Genomic DNA, 21,713 nt, shown 5'->3' with positions numbered 1-21,713 from the left:
TTAGACCTGAGAAGAAAACGACTCGGCGGTTTCAACCGCCTTGAATCTTTCTTGCCATTACCGCCTTGGAGTTACTTGGTTTGGTGTACTTTTGTAATGCACTTTCGACGGGACAGTTATCGTCTCAAACCTTGTAACCCTGTACGCATAATGTTTGCTCGATTAGAGCCTCCCTTGCGGGGTGATGTTCGCTTGTCGGTCAATGCTATCAGGGCTTGTTAGGCTAGCAGCACTGCTTCAGTGACCTTGAAACTGTTTAACCACTAGCGACAGGGCAGGGGACTAGCGTCGCATCCACAGGGTGTCGTGACCCAAATAACGTAGACCTCGAAGGTCTTAGGCTGGTCAGAATGGCTTACTTGATTTCTCTTGCAAGCCCAATCTCTTTAGAGTTGGGTTCCTGACAGTTCGACTTCTAGTGTTTTAGGTGCGAGCCTATCTGAGAAAGTTCTCTCTATGAACGAAGAATCCCCTCCCACGAACGGTAGGGGAGTGTCAAAAATTTTAACATCCTACAAGTCAGGAGGTATAGATTAGTGTCTGTCGAAATTATTCAAAAGCCTTCTACAGTCCGCAAGCTTGCACCACGCTACCGCGTGCTGCTGCACAATGATGATTTCAATCCGATGGAGTACGTGGTGCAGACTTTGATGGCGACGGTACCGAGTCTGACTCAGCCACAGGCTGTGAATGTGATGATGGAAGCCCACACTAATGGACTGGGATTGGTGATTGTTTGTGCTCTGGAACACGCTGAGTTTTATGCTGAAACGCTCAACAATCACGGATTGATCAGCAGCATCGAACCTGACGATTAAAACAGTAGAGGCACTCCCAGGGCTTCGCCCAGATTGTTTCTGACTCAAACCTCATCTTCATACCAAAAAGCCAGGGGTTAGTCCCCTGGCTTTTTGGTATATTTAATGCGGTCGATCGCGAGACTTAAAGAGTAAAGGTTGGGAGCAACCGGGCCGGAAATCTTTCGGACGGTGGTTCAAAGCTAGGTGGCCTCGATCCCCAATTTCAGCTCTCCAATCTCAAATCTCGATCCTCGGGAATTAATTAGGAAATTAATAACGTCCGCCGCCGCCGCCGCCGCCGCCACCGCCGCTGCGACCAAATTTGCCTGGGCCGCCGCCGCCCCGGTTGCCGCCGCCCCGGCCGCCTTCATCTTCGCGGGGCTTGGCTTTGTTAACTTTGAGATCGCGACCCATCCACTCTGCTCCGTCGAGAGCAGCAATTGCTGCATCTTCTTCGGCATCTGTTGACATTTCTACAAAACCAAAGCCGCGGGGGCGACTGGTTTCTCTGTCGGTAGGTAGATGTACTCGCTTAACGGTTCCGTATTCGGCGAAGACGGCGGTGATGTCTTCTTGGGTAACTTGATAGGATAAGTTACCGACGTATATCGACATGAGGAATAACTCCAAAAATTAGACAGTGCAAAGATTTCAGTTTCGGAGAGTCCCCTGCCGATACAGAAGGGCAAGTTTTTAAACAATTCTGTAGCAATGAACAAAGCCTGCAACCGAATCTGATACACTTGGGATTTTAACACAGAATAGCGTCTTTTGAGTAGCTTTTAGCAGTTAATTAAGTCGTTTTAATTCAATTTCCATTTTTTAGGGTATTCAGAAACCCGATTTTGACCTGTGATGTTTGGGGCAAGGTGGCATCTGAGAGAGTTGTGGCGCCGGCCGACTACCGCAGGAAAGATACGTCTAGATTGCCGAAATTGGTACTCAAAGCTAGATTCAGGTTTTCCAGGGCTTTGACTAACCACACCACGCCTTCTCTGGTAGAAAATTCGTAGTGACCGAACAAAATTGCCAACCGCTTTTCTAGGTAGGCCTTGACTTTGCTGCAAATTAGCACGATTTTCAGCAGCAAACCTGTGGTCTGGGTGGGCCCGATGTTTGAGATTAGGTCGATGAAGACGAAGTGGTTGGGGCGCGCAGGACTCTCTACTACTAAAAAGTTCAATAACTGGCTGCAAGTTCTGATCATTAAAAATTCGTTGAAGTTCTGAGCATCGTTGTGGGGAAAGGTATTTTGTAGTTTTTTATACAGTTTTTCGTTAAATTGACGTTTGCCGTAGCGATCGTCAGTGACGGAAGAAATTAGGTATTCGTACAAGTCGTCTTTAAAGGATCTGTAGGACACAGTTGTGCTGGTGTTCGCCATGAAGCGGCCCGCTAGCTGTCTGTAGGTATCGGCTCCTTCTACTTTTCCGACAAATTGCTTGAGGGCAAAGAATAATTCCGGGTCGCTCAACAGTGTCGGGTTTTTTATAGTTTGTATATTCCTACCGAAGGACATTGAGGTTTCTCGGCGGGCTGTTTGGGCTTTTCTCACTTGGTGAGCGACGTATTGTGAGAGGTCTATTTCAAATCGGTGTTGCTTTTGAGTTTGGATTTTTTTAATGATTTTTTGCTGTTCGTAGGTGCTGTCGTCGCTGAGGAGGCAGTGTTTGTAGAGGTAAGGGTATCGGGGAATTAAGGTTCCGAGGGCTAGGGTGGCGGGGGTTTTGCTGTTGCTGCTATCTTCATTGCTGTGAGTGATGACTTTGGCTAAGCGTTGGAGGGTGAGGTACTGTTCGCTTTCGGTAAATTGATTTACTAATTTGGGGATGGAGTGAGCCACCCGCGATCGACTGTATCCCAATATTTTGGGGGCTTCTTCAAACAGAGCGATCAATTCTGGGATGGCTGCTTGCTTGCTTGGGTATGTTTGCCAGCGGTTGATCAGGATGTGGCAGCAACGGTTGAGGATGTACTTGAATTCTTGTTGGGCGTATGGTGAGGCTGCTATTTTTTCTAGTGCTTCAGCGATGGTGCGATCGCCATATCCGTTACCGTGGATAAACAAAGTGCGAAAACGGTCAATGAGTTCGATCGGCTGTTCTACTTGTACCAACTCCAGCCAGTGGTTGTAAAGTAGCTGTTCTTCTTCTTGGCTCTGTCTGTTGTAGTCGTTCACTTTAGATTAACCCTCCAAGGATTGGGCAGGAGCTTTAAGCGCCATTGGCAGATGGGAATTGGCAGATGAAGCGCCTGAATTGACTCAACCGAGCTTCTCGCCTCCCCAGGCTTACGGGTGGAAGCGGTCAGCATCTTAAGCCGATCGATCTTTTTTACTTAGTTAAACTATTTGTCAACACCAGCATGACATGAATTGTTTGCAATTAGCAAGGCCTAAAATCACCACAAACTTTGTAAATTCTTGATAAAGATTGTGGGTGTGTTCTAAATAATTTCTGGGGGGTCAGAGGATTTATTATTACCAGTATCAAGGTCAATCCTAGTCAGTAGCGCGCACTTATACCATTGGGGATGGGAATGACTGATGACTCCCAGAGTTTAGATCGTGGGGAAAGCAGTTGCATTCTTTTTGGAACTGGTGTCAGTTAAATTGGATGTCGGGCGAGGTAGGATTAGCTGTGAAAATAATGATTTGAAATGTGAGTGCTGGTAATATGGTCTGTCGCGTAAGTGTCGCTCAACTTGCTGAAATTTTAACTGTACTTTTGCCTGCTTTGTCTGAGGACGTTCTGACAGCTTTAGGGACAGGTATTGCCACAGATACGCGCACCATTGAGGGGGGCGAAGTATTTTTAGCGCTGCGGGGAGACAATTTTGACGGGCATCAATTTGTGGCAAAAGCCCGTGATTTGGGGGCGATTGCGGCGGTAGTCGATCGCGATTGGCCGCTTGAATTGCCTGATTTTCCGCTGTTGCGGGTTGAGGATACTTTAAAAGCTTACCAGGCGATCGCCCGTTGGTGGCGCGACCAATTCAGTATACCGATAATTGCGGTTACTGGTTCTGTCGGTAAAACTACTGCCAAAGAATTAATTGCGGCGGTTTTGTCAACCAGTGGAAATGTTCTTAAAACTCAATTTAACTACAATAATGAAATTGGAGTCCCCAAAACTCTGTTAGAGCTTTCGCCATCACACAATTATGCTGTAATTGAAATGGGAATGCGCGGACTAGGCGAAATTGCGCTGCTGTCACAAATTGCGCGTCCTACTGTGGCCGTAATTACTAACGTAGGAACGGCGCATATCGGGCGATTGGGTTCGGAAGATGCGATCGCCCAAGCTAAGTGTGAATTGTTATCTGAAATGCCTGCTAATAGCATTGCTATTATCAATCACGATTCTGACAGATTAATCACAACTGCGGCGAAAGTTTGGCAGGGGAAAACTTTAAGTTACGGATTAGAAGGCGGGGATTTGTGCGGAGAATTAATTAATAATGATACCATGTCTGTAGAAGGTATAGAATTGCCGCTGCCATTGGCTGGACGACATAATGCTGTAAATTATTTGGCGGCTTTGGCAGTAGCTAAAGTTTTGGGTATTGATTGGGAAGTTTTACAGCAAGGTTTGTCTGTGCAGTTACCGGATGGACGGGCGCGCCGCTACGATTTACCGCAGGATGTTGTGGTTCTGGATGAGACTTATAATGCTGGTTTGGAGTCGATGTTGGCGGCGCTGAGATTGTTAGCGGATACTCCGGGAAAGCGCCGGATTGCGGTGTTGGGCACGATGAAGGAGTTGGGCGAAAGGGCGATCGAATTTCATCGACAAGTGGGAAATGCGGCGCGAGATTTAAACCTTGATGCTTTGTTTATTTTTGCGGATTTTGAGGAAGCGGCGGCGATGGCTGCGGGTGCGGCGGGTTTGCCTTTTGTGCAGGTGGAAGATATTACGGGGGAGGATTCTCACGCAGATTTAGGTAGGCATTTGATGGATTTTGTCGCTGCGGGCGATCGTATTTTATTTAAAGCTTCTCATTCGGTGGAGTTGAATCGAGTTGTCCAGAAGTTTCGCGCTGATTTTGGCGGTGAATAAGTTGTAATGTGGTTCGTAGTGAAGAATTCAGTCCGCATCAAATAAGAGAGGACTAAATTCCTCACTACGAACCTATGTTTTAGATGATATGATATACTTTAAAAGTGCGATCGCTCTCTTCACCCAAGTAGTGCCATGACTGCTAAAACTCTCAGTGCCCCCGAACAAATAGTCGAGCTATCGAATATCAGTTGGCAAACTTACGAAACTTTGCTTGCCGAACTCAGTCATAGGCGACTCCGGCTAATATATAATCGTGGAAATTTGGAAATTATGACACCTTCTCCTGAACATGAACATTTAAAAGAAGTATTGGGTCGATTTGTTGAAACCTTAGCAGAAGAATTAGATGTGAGAATTGAGCCTCTTGGTTCTACTACATTCAAACGTCCTGAACTTCTTGGTGTAGAACCAGACAAATGTTTTTACATCCAGAATGTTAGTGCAATTAAAGGCAAAAAAAGACTCGATATGAGTCAAGATCCGCCGCCGGATTTAGTGGTGGAAATTGATATTACCAGCAGATCCGACAGTACGTTGCAAATTTATGCCGAGCTGGGAGTGCCGGAAGTGTGGATTTACAATGGTTCGCGGCTCAGAATTAACAGATTGGAGAGTCAAGGGTATGTGGAGTGCGATCGCAGTTTAGCATTTCCAAGTGTAGCTATTCTGGAGATTGTCAGATTTCTGGAACAGGTGGGAACAATGGATTATTTAGAATTAGTTAAAGCATTTCGGAATTGGGTAAAAAGCCAAATTAATCAAAATCAATAAGTTTGAAGTAAAATTAAATAAAGTTTTCAGAAGTTTGTCATGGCCAGATGGAATTTTACTTAAGGCTTCTCATTATTACTGAAACCCTTAATTTTATTTCTTCTTACTTTTTCCTTTTGCTGCGTTTTTTTGGCTCAGTAGTTGCTCCCTAAAACGAGCTGCGCGATCGCGTATAGATGTGACTTCAGTACCGGCAACTTGCTCTGCTTCCGCAGCTAATTCGATCGCCTTTTCTTGATTGCCTTCCGCTTCAGCTAGCTCAGCTAGATTCAGCAGTACGCTAGCCATTGTATCAGGGCGGCTCATTTCCTGACAAAGTTGCAGGCATTCTTGATAATACTGTTTTGCTTTCTCGCCGTCTCCTTGCAGGAAGTGCCACCGCCCTAAATTAAGCAGCGGATCGGCTTGATAATAGCGATATTTATTTATTAAGGAACGGTATCTTTCTAAGGATAGATTAAGTTCGCGATAACTTGCAGGAAAGTCTTGCAGATCGAGATAATATTCTCCCAGAACATTAGGCAGTTCTGCTTCATGAAAAGCCCAGTTATCATTAGCAGATGCTACCGTGCAGTTAGCCGTTGCGATATCCAAAGCCAGACGGTAGTATTTCAAAGCTGAATCGAGCTTTCTTTGGCGGTGTGACAGCACACCTAAATAGCGCAGCAGGCGGCACTGTTGTTTTAGATTAGCGATCGACTCGTAGGTTTGTAGCGACTCCAGAAAATATTTCTCTGCTTTAGCAAATTCTTCCCATTCCATGCAAACCCATCCCAATTCGCTTAAAAGCTGTGCTTGTATCTCAGCATTTCCAACAGCTTTTGCCGATTTCAGCACAATATTTCCGCAATTAAAATAATCATTCCAGTATCCTAAAAACCACAACTGTTCACTGCTTTTTTCCCAAAGCTGATAAGCCCAATCAAATGAGCGATTGCTTTCCGAGTTTTGGCGGGAACACTTGATTTCAAACTGTCGCAATAAACTCAATACATTTACCCTTTCTTGAGGTATCTCCAGATCGATTTTAGCCACAATCACCTTTCCCAGTTGTTATTCAGTTTAAATACTGATCTCAAATTTCCATTTAACTATCTGTTCCAATTCTTGTAGGGATGGCTCCCACTTATCCACTAATTTACCGTGCAAACTGCGTCTCACCCAAGGATGCAAATTATATCGCTGATTTGCTTTTGCATCTAGTTCATCTTCAATTAAATACCACCGTCTCAATTCGCGCCGTGCTTGCTGGCATTCTAATTCCTCTACCCTTCCCGCACCTAGCAACTCTTCCCAAGTTACACCTGCATCAGAATTACCCATGTAACGGAGTACGTTCTTGCTGGAATTGCTAATTCGCTGCCATGCTGTTTGTAGGGAAAATTCATAAAATTTTTCTACATCTCCGCTAGCTGCTTCTAATGCTGATAATACGGGTTCTAATGCGCGATCTTCCAAAACGCGACCGATGATAAAATGCAAGGCTAGAGGAGCTCCGCGAGATAAATGATGGACGCGAGCGAGTTGTGCTGGACTTGCTTGTAACAGCGCCTGAATGTTTTTATATTTTGCTTCATCCTGCAATAAATTATATGAAGAGGCTGTGTTTAGGCCTTCAATTTCAATCAATCCTACGAAGGGAGCGTTAGTTTTCAGGCGGCTGGTTAAAAGCACCCGACTGGGATTCAGCATTTCCACCAGATTTGTCACAATCTCCTCGACTTGCGAAGTTTCGGCATTGTCTAATACTATCAGCCGTTTTTCTTCTTTAAGGCGCTGGCAAACTCGTTCTGTGGGACATTTATCTAGCTGATGAGCTATTTCATGGAGAAACCTATTCCAATTAAGCACCTCATTTCGTTCTGACTGGGTAATGCAACTGTCTATCAATTCAGTGTCTCTTGCTTTTACCCAAAGCACGTCCGCAAAAAGATTTCTATTGCGTGCTATTTTGGCAACTTGACTGGCAACTTCTGTTTTGCCGTACCCCGCACCGCCAGTCAGAGAAAGTATCGGCGCTTCTTGCAAATCGGTGAGGCGATCGAGAATTTGTTCTATGAGGCGATCGCGTCCCCACACCCGCCTGCATCGAGTTCCTTGTGTTGGTGTATCCGGGTTTGATTCTGGTGTAGCAGCAATCTCGCCAACCTCAACCGAAGTAACCTCTCTAACTAATTCCGGCTTGTAACGGCGAAATAAATCTCTCAAATCACCTCTTTTTGAAGCATATTTATTAGTTTCATCTGAGAGTCTAAATTTTTTACAGATTGCTCTAATGTGTTGCTTAACTGTATTATCGTCAATTTTTAAAGATTGGGCGATCGCTTGATCGCTCTCGCCCTCCAGAAACGGCCCTAAGACTCGCTGTTGTTGGGGAGTTAACCCGTTCAAGACCCTGGTAAACTTCTCCTGACTTATCTGATTCATCGCTAGTACCTTGCACAAATGTGTACTTACGAGAATTTTTGCACATTTAGAGTCATGTGTAGCTGTGTACTGAAATACTTAAGAGCAAATAAGAACAGGATTTGCGCCCCGAGAGCCATAAACCCGGTGTCTGAGTAGATACTTTACTGCCAAACCCGATATTTTTCCTAGAAACCGGGTTTCTCTGCATAAGTCCTGGGGAAGGCGATCGCCCGCATTGCCCTTTCCACTCTAGGTAGCTAAACTCTCGCTGCTTGCGTACTTCAACTCCGAGAAACCGGGTTTTTTCGCAGATTGAGGGTTTGAACCGAGTAGGCACGAGAAAAACCCCGTTTCTGCCCACCCGCGCGCAAGTTTTATCTTCCCCTTGCATTCTCTGTTGGTTCGAGCAATTATCCGTATACTTGAGAGGACATCTACCGTGAATATCTTCAAAACTGCAATTCTTCTCGCTGCTACGACAGCAACCATTTTCTTTGGAACTACTGCCAAACAAACGGCTGTTGCTGGAACTTTAACTCTGGGGTGGAATTATGCGATCGACCCCAGCAACGACAGTCTTGGAGGCAGCGAATATGAAATCTACGGTATGGCTGTCAAAGATGATTTGACCACCAATAGTATTTGGGTAGCTATTAGTGCTAATATGCCTCTAACGGGAATAAATACTGGCCCTACTCTTGAGGGACTGCCAGTTAGCAATGGCAATATTGGTTGGGGAGATTTGTTCTTTGATTTCTCAGGCAAGGGAAACTATAAAGCTGCCAACGATACTAATAGCTTATTTGGCATTCGCTTTGCTCCCAACAATGATTCAAAAATGCCCGGAATAGGTGTTTACAGCGGCGTGAATGCCACCAGCGTGGTTACAGAAAATGCAGGTTGGTGGAATCTACACAATCACCATGCCGGGTTGCAGAATAAGACTGGTTTTGAGGCTGGAATGGGCGATTTAGCCTGGAACGATCCTTATTACAGTGCCTACAGCAGCCCAACAGATTTTTATCGATCGGACAATCACATTCCCAATGTAATTGCATCAGGAAAGAAAGTTGGTGACATTACGATGGTTGGCGATGCAGAATTGGCGGCTGCTGGACTTGCTCTCGGCGTACTTCCGGCGCGCGGCAGCCAAACTATCGGGTTTAAGTTCGATAAATCTCTGCTGCCAGTTGGAAGTTATGCTGCTTCTTTAATTCTTGAATGCAACAATGATGCTATGGCTATTATCGGAGAGACTGAAGCAGTACCGGAACCTTCTTCGATATTGGCGACATTGTTAGGATTTGGCGCTATAGTTGCGTGGCGCAAGCGCCCGCAAAAGTTAGCGGTGTGATTTTGCGGTTAGGGCGATCTGCGCGATCGCCCTTCTATTCCCCTTGCTGTATTTGACTCCTCACCCACTGTCGGAACAAGCGAATCAAAGCATTTTCCTTGGTAGTCCTCCTCAATTCCAAAAACCGCAGCATCTCCACTTGCGACAAAAAAGGAAAAGTCGGAGAAACATCTCTTTCTACATATTCCTGTGCTTCCAACTGATAAATTATTAAACGATTTCCGTCGTAGCGCCAAACTTCCGGTACGCCTAAACTTGCATATAAAGAAAGGCGATCGATCGAACTACTCGTAACGTCAATTTCCACAACTAAATCTGGTGGCGGATCTTGATTGAGATCGATTTGTTCTTTGTTCCAAACCACGTCCTCATTTTCGATATAGTAGCACTGATCCGGTTCTAAACCGCGAGCCAAATCCTCGCGCCTGCAAGTTAGAGAACCCAAACTGCAAATTTCAACATTCAATTCATCACTCACGCTTTCTACAAAACGTCCCAAGATTTTTTTGTACTTTTCGTGGGGTGCTGATGGAGTCATAATTTCTAAGTTTCCGCGATCGTAAGTCAGGCGAATTCCTCTCTGTTGGGCTAACTCATTCAGCAGGGATTCATAAGTTTTCCAGCTAATGTTTTTTAGCAGAATTCCGGGTGTTGGGGTTTGAATCAGGGTGGCTGTCATGGCTACCTGCCTGGTTTTGAATTATTAGTTGTATTTTAGCAAATATAAATTTTCTGCCGATCGCACGCAACCGCAAATAAACGCAAATCAACGCAGATAATTTTAACAGTCGTGGACGCACCAAAATCAAAGAAACCGGGTTTTTTTACGAAATCCTTCGCCGCAGCGATGAGATTAGGGAAAAAACCCGGTTTCTGGCTATCTTTTCGTGGAGTACGTAGGCGCAAGCCGGGGCGAAGCCATCCCACTATTCGTAGGCGCAAGCCGGGGCGAAGCCATCGCACTTAACACACTACTTAGCAGCTTGGCGCTCTTTCGCATCCTTGATCACTTCCTCAGCAATGTTGCTCGGACAAGGAGAATAGTGCGAGAAAGACATCGAAAACTGACCGCGCCCGGATGTCATGGTACGCAAATCGCCAATATAACCAAACATTTCGCTCAAGGGCACGTCGGCCTTAATCCGCGCTCCTGTTTGTCCGGTTTCCTGAGATTTCATCATCCCCCGGCGGCGGTTGAGGTCGCCGATGACATCACCCATGTGATCGTCTGGGGTGAAGACATCGACATTCATGATCGGTTCGAGCAACTGAGGCCCAGCTTTCGGCACCGATTGGCGGTAGGCGGCTTTGGCTGCAATTTCAAAAGCCATTGCTGAAGAGTCAACCGGGTGGAAACCTCCATCAACTAGGGTGAATTTCAAGTCTAAGCAAGGGAAACCAGCCAAGACGCCCACATCGATGCAGCTTTGGAAGCCTTTTTGCACCGCTGGCCAATACTCTCTCGGTACGCTACCGCCAGTTACTTTTGACTCGAACACGAAGCCGCTACCGACTTCACCGGGTTCGACGATATAGCCGATTTTCGCAAATTGACCTGAACCACCAGATTGTTTCTTGTGGACGTAGTTGTCTTCGAGGCGTTTGGTGATCGACTCGCGGTAGGCTACTTGTGGTTCGCCAACTTCTACCTCGACACCGTGGGTGCGTCTGAGAATGTCCACTTTGATGTCGAGGTGCAGTTCGCCCATGCCCTTGAGAATGGTTTCGCCGCTTTCTTCGTCTGTCACCATGTGGAAGGATGGATCTTCTTGCACCATTTTCGTGAGCGCTGCTCCCATCTTTTCTTCGCCTCCTTTGAGTTTCGGTTTGACCGAAATGGAGATGACTGGTTCTGGGAAAACCATTGGCTCTAGGGTTGCGGGATTTTTGGGGTCGCAGATGGTGTGTCCGGTGCGGACGTTCTTCATGCCCACAATCGCTATAATGTCGCCTGCTTGAGCCGAGTCAATTTCTTCGCGAGAGTTGGCGTGCATTTCTACCAAACGGCTGATGCGCTCGGTCTTGCCTGTGGCGGTGTTGAGTACGGTGTCGCCTTTGGATATCTTACCGGAGTACAAGCGGGTAAAGGTTAAAGCTCCGAAGCGATCGTCCATAATTTTAAATGCCAGGGCGCGCAATGGGCCTTCTGGATCGACGATCGCGAAATTGCCTGTTTCCTCGCCATCGAGATCAACTTCTGGCTGTGGCGAGACTTCCATCGGATTCGGCAGGTAGTCAACGACTGCATTGAGCACCAACTGCACGCACTTGTTCTTAAACGACGAGCCGCAGTAAGTCGGGAAAAATGCCATGTCGCGAGTACCCTTGCGGATGCACCGCTTGAGGTCTTCGATACTCGGCTCGTTTCCTTCGAGGTACTGTTCCATCAGGTGATCGTCCTGCTCGACGGCAAGTTCGATCAACTGTTCGCGGTATTTCTCAACATCATCCACCATATCGGCTGGAACATCGGTAATTTCGTAGTTCAGCGGATCGCCAGAATCATCCCAGATCCAGGCTTTGCGGGTCAGCAAATCTACCGCGCCGCAAAACTTTTCTTCAATGCCGATCGGCAAAACCATTACCATTGGTTTAGCTGCGAGGACTTTATCGACTTGCTTGACAACTCGGTAAAAATCTGCACCCGTGCGATCGAGCTTATTGATGTAGACAATACGAGCAACTTTAGAATCGTTAGCGTAGCGCCAGTTAGTTTCAGATTGCGGTTCAACTCCACCCGAACCGCAGAATACACCGATGCCACCATCGAGAACCTTCAGCGAACGGTAAACCTCGATCGTAAAATCGACGTGTCCTGGAGTATCAATGATGTTGAGCTGATGCTCGTTCCAGAAGCAGGTGGTAGCAGCGGATTGAATCGTAATCCCGCGCTCTTGCTCCTGTTCCATGAAGTCAGTCGTCGCCGCGCCTTCGTGAACTTCACCGATTTTGTGGATTTTGCCTGTCAGTTTCAGGATTCTTTCAGTTGTGGTGGTCTTGCCAGCATCTACGTGGGCGAAGATGCCAATATTTCGATAACGAGTGAGATCTTTCATAATTAGCGTTGAGATTAAATGCGACGAACCGTCGGCGACCAACTGCAAGCTTGACAAGCGAGGAATTAATGCTGCCTTACCAGCCAGTGCGGGCTGGATTTCTTTTTCCCTGTTTTTGGCAGGACTATTTTAATTTTGACACTTCTCCGTCATTCCTGCGAAGGATTCTTGGGTGAATAAGTGCCCCAACCCGGATAATTCATAAAAATAACCCAGAGAAGATCCGGCGGTTGAAACCGCGTCTACACAAACACTCACGCGCCGACGCGGGTTGAAGACCGGGCGGTTGAAACCGCGTCTACACAAACTTGCACCTGCCTCCGCAGGTTGAAGAATGGGCAATTAAAATTACGTTATTTTATTCAGTCCGCGGAGGCAGGTTGAAGAACGGGCAGTTAAAATTGCATTATTTTATTCAGTCCGCGGAGGCGGACTTCGTTTTTGTAGACGCGGTTTCAACCGCCGTCTCAGAGAAGAGAAGACCGAGCGGTTTCAACCGTACATCTAAGTCAAAATCGAGCCACTCATCATCCGGCGATATCTCCGATCCAATTCATCCCGAACCACCGGCCACTGATTCAAACTTTCATCATTCTCAATTACCATTTGAGCCGCCGCCCTCGCCAACTCCAAAACCTCCTGATCCTCCACCAAACTCGCCAAAGCAAAATCCGGTAAACCCGACTGCCGCATTCCCAAAACCTGACCAGGCCCGCGCAATCTCATATCCATTTCTGCAATGAAAAAGCCATCTTGAGATTGTTCTAAAACCTTCATTCTCTGCATAGCTTCCGCAGTCTTGGAACCGGGCATTAACAAACAATAAGAACGGCTTTTGCCCCGACCAACTCGACCCCGCAACTGGTGCAATTGCGACAGTCCAAAACGCTCCGAATTTTCAATCATCATTACCGTTGCATTCGGCACGTCCACTCCCACTTCAACCACAGTCGTAGATACTAAAATATCAGTTTCTTTGTCCCGAAACTTAGTAATTGCCTCATCTTTGTCAGCACTGCTCATCCTACCGTGGAGCAAACCCACCTTAAATTCAGGAAATATACTTTTTTCGAGTTTCTCTTTTTCCTCAATTGCCGATCGCACATCCAACTTTTCCGACTCCTCCACCAGAGGCAGCACCACATAAACCTGACGGCCGCTCGCCACTTCCCGGCGAATCAGATCGTAAGCTTGGATGCGTTCTTTGGCAGATAGAACAGTCGTTTGAATCGGCTGCCTGCCGGGGGGAAGTTCATCAATTTGACTCACGTCTAAATCGCCGTGGAGCGTCAGCGCCAGCGTCCGGGGAATGGGAGTTGCGGTCATCGTCAAAACGTGGGGAGATTCACCTTTTTGCTGCAATTTAGCGCGCTGCTGCACACCGAATCTGTGCTGTTCATCAATTACTGCCAAACCCAATTTATGGAAATTTACCGTATCTTGAATCAGCGCGTGAGTTCCCACTAAAACAGGTAATTCTCCGGTTTCTAACTGGCTGTGAATTTCCCGGCGCTTTGCTACCTTTGTTGAACCAGTTAACAGTTCGACAGACAAGTGCATCAAATTAAACCAACCTACCAATTTGCGGTAATGCTGTTCTGCTAAAACTTCTGTTGGTGCCATTAAAGCGGCTTGATAACCGGATTGAATTGCTGCTAGCATTGCGACTACGGCGACTACGGTTTTGCCCGCGCCGACATCGCCTTGTACTAATCTGTTCATCGGTTGCGGCGAAGCTAAATCGTTGAGGATGTCGTTAATTACTCTTTCTTGAGCATTTGTCAACGCAAAAGGCAATATTTGGTAAAAATCTGCGATTAATTTACCACTAGGAAGGATGACTGCACTAGCTTGAGCTTTTCTTTGGGTTTGGCGACGCTTTAAAAGTCCTAATTGTAGGTAGAAAAATTCGTCAAAAACTAAGCGGCGGCGGGCGGCGGATAGACAATCGCGATCGAGCGGGAAGTGAATATTTGCCACCGCATCGGCTAAACCCATTAAGCCGTAACGATCGCGCAAATCCTCCGGTAGTGATTCCGACAACAGTTTCGCGGCGGGAATTGCAGCTAAGATCGATCGTCTCACGGAACCCGCATCCACCCCTTCCGTCAGCGGATAAACTGGTATCAGGCGGCCGACTTTCATAGATTCGATCGCACCGCCGGAATCGTCTAATACTTCTAACTCAGGATTTTCTAAAGTAATCCCATATTTACCCTGTTTCACCAACCCCGAAGCAGCGACTACCGCACCAGTACAATACTCGCGCTTTTTGAATTCTTGCCAGCCGCGATTACTGTAGCGAGGGCCTGCAAAAAAGCGACTAATTTTAATTTCTCCGGTACTGTCTTTTAAAATTACTTCTAATATCGTTAACTTCTTATTTTTCGGGCTAGAAAAGCAATTGCAGCGCTTTACTTCGGCGATTAAAGTGACTGTTTCCCCAGCTACTAACTCGCGAATTCGTACTTGCTTTGCATAGTCGATGTGGTTGCGGGGATAGTAGTAAAGCAAGTCGTATACGGTGTCTAAACCGAGTTTTAGCAAGCGGTTGCCGTTGGCGGGGCCGATGCCGGTCACGCGCGTTAACGGTTGGTCAAGGGTCAGGCTGGCTGCTGGGGGTGCTGTATTCAGGGGTGCGGTTCGGGGGGCAGAAACGGCTGGGATGATTGTATGAAGAGCGTTTTGTTCGATCGGGTGCTGGGTTTTTTCTTCCCAAACTTGCTCCATTTGTCTGAGAAAACTGACCGTAATCAAGAGCAAATGCTGGCGCTGTTCGAGATCCTTCTGAGGGTAGATGTCAAATTCAGCAGCTAGTTGTCTAGCTCGATCGCGCGAAGAACCCGCCACAGCGCCTGCAAGCTGTCTCAAGCTGAGGCCCAGAAACTCGCTGAAGCGGTATTGACTGCCCTGAAGGTCGTTAAATCCGCGATCGGCTTCTACTGAAAGAGCTTTTTGCAATCGCTGCCATTCTGGTCGATCGATAGTCATATCAATTTATAAAAGAAGGAAGAAGGAAGAAGAAAGAAGGAAGAAGGAATAAAAGCTTATGTTTCAGGAATTTAACAAGGTTGTTACAGTCTTGGCGGTTGTCATAACTTTTGTTTAAAAGAGCTCCTACCAAAAAAAGTATAGCACCGAGAACTGAGAAACCCAGTTTATCTAATAAACCTGGTTTCTCAACACCCTAAAAGCTTTAGGTTTTTCCCCTCAAACCTCGAACCTGCATCCGTTAAATCCCGTACATTGCTGGTTGCCGAACTTCCTTCTTCCCTCGAAGCTCTTCCTTATGTCAACTGACAACTGACAACTGACAACTGTCAACTGTCAACTGTCAACTGTCAACTGTCAACTGACAACTGACTAATCTTCAAACCAACTCGATCGCCAAGCCGACTCAGCCTCCACCACCGCCATTTCCCGCTGCTTTTTCTGGTAATCGCGGCCGAGGGAGTTCAATTTTACAGAGAGGTTGCGAATTTGCTGGCGCCAAGCCGAGGTTCCCGCATCAGCAAACTCTATTTCCGACAACCGCAGTTTAATCGCTGTAATGTGCAAAGCATTAGTACCCGGTCTTTTTTTCAAGTTTGGCGGTGCTGGTGAGCTATCTGTTTCAATGATTAAGTTTAATAAGTTAGGTGGGCCCGCCACGCTGTCGCCGGACAATTCAGCACCAGAAGCAGCTTCTAGAACCTGTTCTGGCAATTGACTGGGCAAGATTCCCGACTTTTGCAGCAAGCGGTTGGTATCGCGAGAAAGCAGTTTGATCATCTGGGCGATCGACTTTTCAATACTATTTTGCCAGCGCGCCAAACTTTCGGGAGAATTGGCAGTTGGCACCTGGTAATTTGCCACTGAAAATAAATATTTAATGGCGGAAAGTTGTTTGTTTTCCTCTTCTTCCTCTTCTTCCTCTTCTTCCTCTTCTTCCTCTTCTTCCTCTTCTTCCTCTTCTTCCTCTTCTTCCTCTTCTTCTTCCTCTTTTTCCTCTTTTTCCTCTTCTTCCTCTTCTTCCTCTTCGTGTTTGTCTAAGTCCTCTTCCTCTTCCTCTGCTTCTGATGCAGTCACCAGCGATCGCAATTTTTCCTCCGACGCCGCAGCCAAAAGCCTTACAGACTGCTGCATTTTCTGCCGCCCGTCGAAGGACAACTTGAGAAACGACTCAGGCACCGCTTGAGTGCAAAGGTGATAACAAGCCAAAATTAACTGCTGCCGCACCGCTTGTCCCAACGCAGTTAAATAACCCTCGTAGGTACTGCGAAACTCTAAATTTAAGACTGCTAAGGCCTCTTCGAGTCCTGCCAAATCTTGCTCTATGCGCTCTCTTGCTCCCACCATATCTCCCGTATAAAATTAAAATAGGACGTATAAAATTAAAATAGAACGATCGGCAAAAAACCCGGTTTCTGCCACAAATTGTCTGACTCAAAGAGTGAATTCTGGTTAGAAACCGGGTTTTTAGTACGCAGTGTATGAGTTCTGCAAAAATTAAAAATTAAAAATGCAAAAAATTAGCTTTTCACATTTTTAATTTTTAGTTCTAAATTTTAATTTCCGATTAGCTAACAGCACCGATTTGGGCTGCAACTTCATCGGCAAAGTTAGCTTCTACTTTCTCAATGCCTTCGCCGAGCACAAAACGCACGAAGCGGCGCACTTCGACCTTTTCGCCGATTTGGGCGATCGTTTGTTTCACCAACTCTTCCACCGAGATATTCTGATCTCTAATAAAAGGCTGATCCATCAAAGATAACTCTTTCAAACGCTTATCAATCCGCCCTTGAACAATCTTTTCTTTGATGTTTTCTGGCTTGTTGCCCAAGTCATCCTTGCCCATTTCAATTGCCTTTTCGCGATCGACAATTTCGGCGGGGATATCTTCAACTTTCACGTATTCCACATTTGGGCAAGCTGCAATTTGCATCGCAATATTCCGCACCAAAGCTTGGAAATCTTCGCGGCGGGCGACAAAATCGGTTTCGCAGTTAACTTCCACTAAGACACCGACGCGGCCGCCAGTGTGAATGTAGCTGCCTACAATACCTTCAGAGGCAACTCTTCCACCTTTTTTGCCTGCCGAAGCCAGACCTTTTTTCCGCAGCCACTCAATTGATATTTCGACATCGCCATCGTTTTCAACGAGGGCTTTTTTGCAGTCCATCATGCCCGCGCCAGTTTTGTCGCGCAGTTCTTTAACAAGTTTTGCAGATATGTCCGCCATCTTCTTTAAGTTCCCAATCAAAATTAGTTATTAGTCATTAGTCATTAGTCATTAGTCGTTAGTCATTAGTCATTAGTCATTAGTCTTAATGTTAATGATTAGACAAGAGTTAAGAAATAGCAAGTCAGCCTTCTGGCGGATTTGGTACCTGTAGCACCTGAATTAATTTTGGCGCTAACACTGCGGAATGCTTTTGTCAGAAATCTACTAATGACCGAGACTAATGCCATTTACAATTAAAAATTAAAAATGTCCAATTAAAAATTATTATTTTTAATTTTCAATCTTTAATTTTTAATTGCCTGGTGTCAGATGCCGATCGCAATACTAGCTTTCGGTTTCTGCGCCTTCAGCGTCGGCTGCTTCGTCGGGATCTACATAATTGGGGTCATCCAATTCTTCGATTTCGACATCGTATTCAGCGCCTTCGTAACCACCTTCGTAGTCGTAGTCTTCGTCACCTTCGCCGACTTGCTGACCGTGACGACCTTCGTAGATGGCATCAGCCAACTTGCCGACAATCAGTTTGATCGATCGAATAGCATCATCATTTGCTGGAATCGCAATGTCAACCAAATCTGGGTCACAGTTGGTATCCAACAGAGAGACGATCGGAATTCCCAGCTTTTGGCATTCCAACACAGCATTATACTCGCGGCGTTGGTCTACCAGCACCACTCCGTCAGGAATCTTACGCATAGTTTTGATTCCGCCCAGATACTTCTGGAGTTTGGCCATTTCTCGGCGCAACACTGAAGCTTCTTTTTTCGGCAGCAAATCTAGAGCGCCGATTTCCTCGCGGCGTTCCAAATCCTTGAGGCGTTCCACGCGGGACTTAATCGTCGTCCAGTTGGTGAGCATTCCCCCCAGCCAGCGCTGGTTGACGTAGTAAGCACCGCAGCGTTGAGCTTCTTGGGCTACAATCCCCGCAGCTTGGCGCTTTGTACCCACGAACAAAAACTTTTTACCTTTTTCCGAGGCCACTCTCATGTACTCGTAGGCTTCTTCCATAAGCTGAGCGGTTTGCACGAGGTCGATGATGTGAACCCCGTTGCGCTCTGTAAAAATGTAGGGAGCCATTTTCGGATTCCACCGACGGGTTTGGTGTCCGAAGTGAACCCCTGACTCTAACATTTGAGCCAAACTAACTACTGGCATTGTATTTTTAACTCCTGTATTCGGGTTAATCCTCCACCCGGTAGTATTTCTGAGGGTTTGCGCCCTTGAAACACCCGAAAACCCGGATGTGCGAATTTAAACAACTTTTCTAGTCTATCACAGGGCTTACCACTTTTTCTGACTATCTTAGATCCGTAGGGTTGGGCTGCCGGTGCGCGCCCGCTTGAGTGAGATGCGGGTGCGTAGATTGGGTGCGGGGGCGCACGCTACGGTTAGAGTGACTAGCAAGCGCATCTTAATAAACCCAAAATTCAGGTTTGAGGTTGTCAAAGCCTTTGTTAGCCTGTGAGACAATGGCGTTGGTGCGTGTCTTGTGCCTTATAGTTCGATCGAGCTTGTATTCATTTTGTTCGATCGGTAATTCTGCCAGCTTTACCAGAAAGAATTGGTTTAAAGCCGGAACCCTTCTAAGGAGAAATTAAAAGCAGACTATTTATTACCCCAATCCTCTTCCTTATTTTGTCAAGTGCTGTCAACCCTTATCCCTTGCGAGCGGGCAAGCTGTCAACTGTCAACTGTCAACTGTCAACTGTCAACTGTCAACTGAATGCCGTCCCTTCTCGATCCGCAAAAACCCCAAAGCTAAAAACGCCATGCCCATCCCCATTCTCGTCCTGCTGGAAGTTCTAATTGTGATCGCACTTTCCCGACTTGTCGGCTTAGGATTTCGAGCGATCAAACAACCTCAAGTCATTGGAGAAATTGTAGCAGGAATTATGCTAGGGCCTTCTCTTTTCGGTTTGGTCGCACCAGATTTAGCAACAGCACTTTTTCCAGCCGAAGCCGTTCCCTTCCTCAACGTGCTGTCTGAGGTGGGGCTGATATTTTTCATGTTCTTGATTGGTTTAGAACTGAATCCCAAGTATCTCAAAAACAATTTAGATATAGCGATATTAACTTCCCACGTCAGCATTTTAGTGCCGTTTTCCCTGGGCAGCATCCTAGCACTGCTGCTGTATCCGATCGTTTCAAATAATAGCGTTTCATTTACAGCCTTTGCCCTATTTTTAGGCGCTGCGATGTCAATTACTGCCTTTCCAGTGCTGGCCAGAATTATTACAGAACACAACTTGCAAAATACAAAATTAGGGACGCTAGCCCTAACTTGCGCTGCTGTAGACGATGTGACGGCGTGGTGTTTGTTAGCGGTGGCGATCGCAGTTACGCGCACTAACTCGATGATCGGCGCTTTGCCGACCATTATTGAATCTATAATTTACATCGGTTTTATGTTGACTGTAGTGCGCTGGTTCTTGCAGCGGCTTTCCAAGCACTACAACCGTACGGGTAGATTAACGCAGTTAGTGCTGGCGGGAATTTACATGGGAGTTGTAGCTTCTGCCTTAATTACTGAATTGATCGGCATTCATTTAATCTTCGGTGCATTTTTGCTTGGTGTGGCTATGCCAAAAAATGCCGGACTCACCAGAGAATTAGCTGAAAAAACCGAAGATTTTGTCCTGATATTTCTGCTGCCAATCTTTTTTGCTTACAGCGGTTTGCGTACTCAAATCGGTCTGCTCAACAGTCCCGAATTGTGGCTGCTGTGCGCCGCAGTTTTAGGAGTAGCAATTATTGGAAAATATGTCGGCACTTACGTTGCTGCTAGAGTTTGTGGCATTAGCAATCGCGAAGCTTCGGCGCTTGGTTGGATGATGAATACTCGCGGTTTGACTGAACTAATTGTGCTGAATATCGGTCTGTCTCTGGGTGTAATTTCGCCGCTATTGTTTACGATGTTGGTGATTATGGCTTTAGTCACAACTTTTATGACTTCGCCACTGTTGGAGTGGACTTATCCAAAACGATTAATTCGGTTAGATATCTCAGAAGTGAGTTCGGAGGATTCAGAATTAAAAGATTCGCCAATGGCTGGAGAAAGCGCAGAAATCAACAATAAATTGCTGCCAACTTATCGAATTTTAGTGCCTGTTGCTAATCCTAGTACGCAGAAAGGTTTGCTGCAACTGGCGATCGCCCTGGCGCAGCCTGCGGCGGGTACGGGTGGTAGTGATTTGCAGTCGGCGGCGGTTCATCCTCTGAGTTTGATTGAATTAAATGAGGATTATGCCTTTCAAAGTACGCCCGCAGAAGCCGATCGCATTATCCAGGAACGCCGCTCGAAATTATCAGAATTGATTGAGAGTTTGGAATTGCCGGATGCGAGAAAATTCGTGCATCCCATTATTCGGGTTACTAAGGATGTGGCGCGGGAAACGGCGCAAATCGCGGAAATCGATCGCGCGGATTTGATTTTGGTAGGATGGCACAGGCCTACTTTTAGCAGCAACCGTTTGGGAGGACGTGTCGGCCAAATTCTCAGCAGCGCTAAGGTGGATGTAGCAATTTTTGTGGACAGAGGCCGGGAACAGTTGAATAATTTGTTAGTGCCTTATGCGGCAAATATTCATGATGATTTGGGGTTGGAATTGGCGCTGAGACTGTTAGTTAATAGCGAAGAACGCCGTTTGACGGTGCTGCGGGTGGCGGTTGAGGGGGAAGAGGGAAATGAGCTGAGTTACGAGTTTCAGCGAGTGATGGAGCAGTTGCCGGCTGAGGTGCGATCGCGCATTGAAACTCCGATTGTGGAGGCTGCTGAGCCAATTCAAGCGGTGATTGCTGCTTCTGCTAATGCTGATTTGACGATTGCGGGTACGAGTCGGGAGTGGGGAATTGAACGCCAAACTTTGGGACAGTATACTGATGAGTTGGCGGTGCAGTGTCATTCTTCGCTGCTGATTGCACGGTGTTACGTTAAAGTGCGATCGCACTTAGCGTCGGTACTCACTCAAGGGTAGTTTGTTGACTGTTGACTGTTGACTGTTGACTGTTGACTGTTGACTGTTGACTGTTGACTGTTAA

Annotated in this window: 15 protein-coding genes; 5 read left to right on the top strand and 10 right to left on the bottom strand. The window is 46.5% G+C overall.

Annotation, left to right across the window (positions count from 1 at the left end):
• Positions 1-536: 536 nt before the first annotated feature.
• Positions 537-818, top strand: coding sequence for an ATP-dependent Clp protease adapter ClpS (gene clpS, locus QUB66_RS05275; RefSeq protein WP_265233352.1), 282 nt, complete (start codon positions 537-539; stop codon positions 816-818).
• Positions 819-1,070: 252 nt separating this feature from the next.
• On the opposite strand, the gene QUB66_RS05270 is transcribed toward clpS, so the two are convergent.
• Both QUB66_RS05270 and QUB66_RS05265 read right to left on the bottom strand, forming a co-directional pair.
• Positions 1,071-1,415: an RNA recognition motif domain-containing protein gene (locus tag QUB66_RS05270; RefSeq protein WP_332966596.1), complete on the bottom strand. Its 345-nt coding sequence runs from the start codon at positions 1,413-1,415 to the stop codon at positions 1,071-1,073.
• A 286-nt stretch (positions 1,416-1,701) separates the two neighbouring features.
• Entirely contained in the window at positions 1,702-2,979 is a 1,278-nt protein-coding gene (locus QUB66_RS05265) for a hypothetical protein (protein ID WP_332966598.1), read from the bottom strand.
• 496 nt (positions 2,980-3,475) lie between these two features.
• Here QUB66_RS05265 and QUB66_RS05260 point away from each other — a divergent pair, with 496 nt between their 5' ends.
• Both QUB66_RS05260 and QUB66_RS05255 read left to right on the top strand, forming a co-directional pair.
• On the top strand, positions 3,476-4,858 hold the full coding sequence (locus QUB66_RS05260) for a UDP-N-acetylmuramoyl-tripeptide--D-alanyl-D-alanine ligase (protein WP_332966600.1): 1,383 nt from the start codon (positions 3,476-3,478) through the stop codon (positions 4,856-4,858).
• A 135-nt stretch (positions 4,859-4,993) separates the two neighbouring features.
• Positions 4,994-5,632: a Uma2 family endonuclease gene (locus QUB66_RS05255; RefSeq protein ID WP_332966602.1), complete on the top strand. Its 639-nt coding sequence runs from the start codon at positions 4,994-4,996 to the stop codon at positions 5,630-5,632.
• A gap of 93 nt (positions 5,633-5,725) precedes the next feature.
• Here the strand turns inward: QUB66_RS05255 and QUB66_RS05250 are convergent, their stop codons facing one another.
• Positions 5,726-6,667 carry a tetratricopeptide repeat protein gene (locus QUB66_RS05250; RefSeq protein ID WP_332966603.1) on the bottom strand — a complete coding sequence of 314 codons (942 nt, stop codon included), beginning with the start codon at positions 6,665-6,667 and terminating at the stop codon, positions 5,726-5,728.
• A gap of 27 nt (positions 6,668-6,694) precedes the next feature.
• Complete coding sequence (locus QUB66_RS05245) at positions 6,695-8,059, bottom strand: NB-ARC domain-containing protein (protein ID WP_332966604.1); 1,365 nt, start codon at positions 8,057-8,059, stop codon at positions 6,695-6,697.
• 421 nt (positions 8,060-8,480) lie between these two features.
• Between QUB66_RS05245 and QUB66_RS05240 the strand changes: the two genes are divergently transcribed.
• On the top strand, positions 8,481-9,395 hold the full coding sequence (locus QUB66_RS05240) for a PEP-CTERM sorting domain-containing protein (protein ID WP_332966605.1): 915 nt from the start codon (positions 8,481-8,483) through the stop codon (positions 9,393-9,395).
• 34 nt (positions 9,396-9,429) lie between these two features.
• Here the strand turns inward: QUB66_RS05240 and QUB66_RS05235 are convergent, their stop codons facing one another.
• From QUB66_RS05235 to rpsB, 6 genes are all read right to left on the bottom strand, one after another.
• Positions 9,430-10,074 carry a Uma2 family endonuclease gene (locus QUB66_RS05235; RefSeq protein WP_332966606.1) on the bottom strand — a complete coding sequence of 215 codons (645 nt, stop codon included), beginning with the start codon at positions 10,072-10,074 and terminating at the stop codon, positions 9,430-9,432.
• 292 nt (positions 10,075-10,366) lie between these two features.
• A complete protein-coding gene (gene fusA / locus QUB66_RS05230; RefSeq protein ID WP_332966607.1) occupies positions 10,367-12,451 on the bottom strand; it encodes an elongation factor G in 2,085 nt (694 codons plus the stop codon).
• A gap of 504 nt (positions 12,452-12,955) precedes the next feature.
• On the bottom strand, positions 12,956-15,442 hold the full coding sequence (gene recG, locus QUB66_RS05225) for an ATP-dependent DNA helicase RecG (RefSeq protein ID WP_332966610.1): 2,487 nt from the start codon (positions 15,440-15,442) through the stop codon (positions 12,956-12,958).
• A gap of 372 nt (positions 15,443-15,814) precedes the next feature.
• Entirely contained in the window at positions 15,815-16,789 is a 975-nt protein-coding gene (locus QUB66_RS05220) for a hypothetical protein (RefSeq protein WP_332966611.1), read from the bottom strand.
• A gap of 220 nt (positions 16,790-17,009) precedes the next feature.
• On the bottom strand, positions 17,010-17,672 hold the full coding sequence (tsf, locus tag QUB66_RS05215; protein ID WP_265233341.1) for a translation elongation factor Ts: 663 nt from the start codon (positions 17,670-17,672) through the stop codon (positions 17,010-17,012).
• Between the two features lie 327 nt (positions 17,673-17,999).
• Positions 18,000-18,830, bottom strand: coding sequence for a 30S ribosomal protein S2 (gene rpsB, locus QUB66_RS05210; protein WP_265233340.1), 831 nt, complete (start codon positions 18,828-18,830; stop codon positions 18,000-18,002).
• Between the two features lie 614 nt (positions 18,831-19,444).
• On the opposite strand from rpsB, the gene QUB66_RS05205 reads away from it, so the two are divergent.
• Positions 19,445-21,649 (top strand): cation:proton antiporter, encoded by a 2,205-nt coding sequence (locus tag QUB66_RS05205; RefSeq protein WP_265233339.1) that lies wholly within the window; start codon positions 19,445-19,447, stop codon positions 21,647-21,649.
• Positions 21,650-21,713: the final 64 nt, after the last annotated feature.

Source organism: Microcoleus sp. A2-C3, from assembly GCF_036706065.1.
GTDB lineage: Bacteria > Cyanobacteriota > Cyanobacteriia > Cyanobacteriales > Microcoleaceae > Microcoleus.
The sequence above is the reverse complement of the archived record's forward strand: the minus strand, read 5'-3'. Positions and strand labels throughout refer to the sequence as shown.